This is a genomic window from Hydrocoleum sp. CS-953, assembly GCF_002260545.1.
GTDB lineage: Bacteria > Cyanobacteriota > Cyanobacteriia > Cyanobacteriales > Microcoleaceae > Trichodesmium.
Genome location: NZ_LGSU01000231.1, coordinates 1 through 2,508, shown reverse-complemented (window position 1 = coordinate 2,508; position 2,508 = coordinate 1). Strand labels below are relative to the sequence as shown.

Below are 2,508 nucleotides of genomic sequence, written 5' to 3'. Positions count from 1 at the left end.
ATTCAAAAGTAATACTTTAGTAATTTTAGGCAATATAGGGTTTCTCAAGCTAATGAAGTACAGTTGTTTTCCTTATTTTATACTCCCCATTCTCCCATCTTCCCTACTCCCTACTCCCTGCTCCCTAAAACAAAGGAATTTTGTACGTCACTCCTTGTGGGAATTGCTATAATTATAAGGAATGTAATGAAACTACTTATGACATTATTGAAGTGAATTAGTATTAGCTAATTCTATAGTATTTTAGTTTTTTTATTTGAGGGTGAACGGTGCAAGCTTTTAGTAAACTTCCCAGCAAATAAATTGTATATGTTTCCTAAAATTTCCAGATTATTTTGTTCTTTGAGAGCACGTTTATCCAGACAAATAGTCTTGTGGATATTTGCCAGTATTATAGTAATTGAGACTTTAATTTTAATTCCATCTTATTATCGGCGAGAAGAGGAACTACTTCACCAATTAGAAGATATTTCTGGAGCAATTTTTAATTCTATTGTACGTTTAACTGAAACCAGTATGACATCTGATGGTATCTTTCAGATGAAGGTAAAAACATTAACGGAAGATTCTGTAATTTTGGGAGTCAGAATTTATGATTCTAAAGGAGAATTAGTTGAAACTATCGGTGAAGCTCCAGAAATAGATTTTTTTCATCTTCAGGACAACAATATTCTCCGTGTTAGGAGTCAAGATGGTAAGCGATATGATGTGGCATTATCCGCAGATTATTTGGGAATCAATTACACATTAATTGCTCGTCACGATGCCTCTAAAATTCAACGAGAATTATATGCTTATATTGGCAGAATTACAGTGCTTGTAATAGTTATCTCTGTTTTTGTTACTTTGGTGACAATGGAGGTATTAGGATTTACATTGATTAATCCTATCTTGAAGTTAAGAGATGACTTAATTGCTGCTGGAGAAGCTTTAAGTAAAAATGGAAATCAGGTTAAATTTTATTCTGTTTCTGTTCAGCGTCAAGATGAATTGGGAGAGGTAATGAGAGCTTTTAATCAAATGTTTGAGCGAGTATCCACAGAAATTTATCAACGGCAGCAAGCAGAAAAAATATTATTAGCTGAACAAGAAAAATCTGAAAGTTTGTTGTTAAATGTTTTGCCAAAAACTATTGCAGAAAAATTAAAGGAAGGGAGGAAAGATATTGCTGAAGGTTTTTCTGAAGTTACTATTTTATTTGCAGACTTAGTAGGGTTTACTGAGCTATCAGAAAAGATTAATCCTGTAGAATTAGTTGATTTGCTCAATGAAATATTTTCTTGCTTTGATGAGTTGACTGATAGATATAGTTTGGAAAAAATTAAAACTATTGGAGATGCTTATATGGTGGTTGGAGGTTTACCAGAACCAAGGCAAGATCATGTTGAGGCAATTGCTGAAATGGCTTTGGATATGCAGACAGCAATTACTTATTTTAATCAAAAAAATAATATGCAGCTTAGTATTAGAATTGGCATTAATACTGGTCCTGTTATTGCTGGTGTTATTGGTAGAAAAAAGTTTATTTATGACCTCTGGGGTGATTCAGTTAATACTGCTAGTCGGATGGAATCTCATGGTGAACCTAATAAGATTCAAGTTACAGAATCAACTTACAATTATTTAAAAGGTAAATATATATTTGATGCAAGAGGAACTATTATGATTAAGGGTAAGGGAAAGATGAATACATATTTTTTAGTTGATAGAGATAATCATGGATAAGAGATTTTTGCTCTTATAGAGTAGTTCTGATAATTTAACCATAAAAAAATTACATTTTACTTAGTGATTCTTAAGTAGGATTTGCTGAAAAAGTCTTTTTAAGGAGTAGGGAAGCGTGAGACTAGAGGAGTAGGGTAGTGGGGGAGTAGAGAGTAGTATAGAGGNAATTAGCTGTGTCAGTTCAGAAGTGGCTTGACACGCCTAAAAATTTAGTCCTTTCTAGAACGAAGTGTTAGTGTAACTTATCTGTAGGAAAAACCTCCCGAAAAATAGAGTAGTTCTGATAATTTAACCATAAAAAAATTACATTTTACTTAGTGATTCTTAAGTAGGATTTGCTGAAAAAGTCTTTTTAAGGAGTAGGGAAGCGTGAGACTAGAGGAGTAGGGTAGTGGGGGAGTAGAGAGTAGTATAGAGGAGATAGTCAGATAGATTTTTCCCTTGATTTTTCTGCTATTATTCTGCGCAAAATACTAAGTTTTTGATATTTGTCAACTGAAAACCTGACATTTTTTTCAATCCAAAAATCCTCAAGCTTTTATCTTTCAAGGCTTTTAAATTTATTCAACCAACCCCAAGTAAATTTTACTAAAACTTTTGCTAAATCTTGCCTAACGGCAGAGTTTGATGTTATCAAATATGTTTAAAATAACAATATTTTCCCTGTTCAGTCTTCCCTGTTTCCTCTTGCCTAAGATGTGCAAAAAAAATATATTTTTTCACTCCTATGTCTATTAGTGAAGCAAAGGAATCTTTAAGATTAACCACAAATATGCTATAGTT

General features: G+C 32.6%; 1 protein-coding gene. It reads left to right on the top strand.

Translation table 11 applies throughout. The annotated features are described in order from the left end of the window. Positions 1–309 precede the first annotated feature (309 nt). Positions 310–1,725 (top strand): adenylate/guanylate cyclase domain-containing protein, encoded by a 1,416-nt coding sequence (locus tag AFK68_RS01960; RefSeq protein WP_094671211.1) that lies wholly within the window; start codon positions 310–312, stop codon positions 1,723–1,725. The last annotated feature ends 783 nt before the right edge of the window (positions 1,726–2,508 follow it).

Excerpts from the sequence above, each read along its gene's own strand:
- AFK68_RS01960 (WP_094671211.1), top strand. The coding sequence starts at position 310 with ATGTTTCCTAAAATTTCCAGATTATTTTGTTCTTTGAGAGCACGTTTA.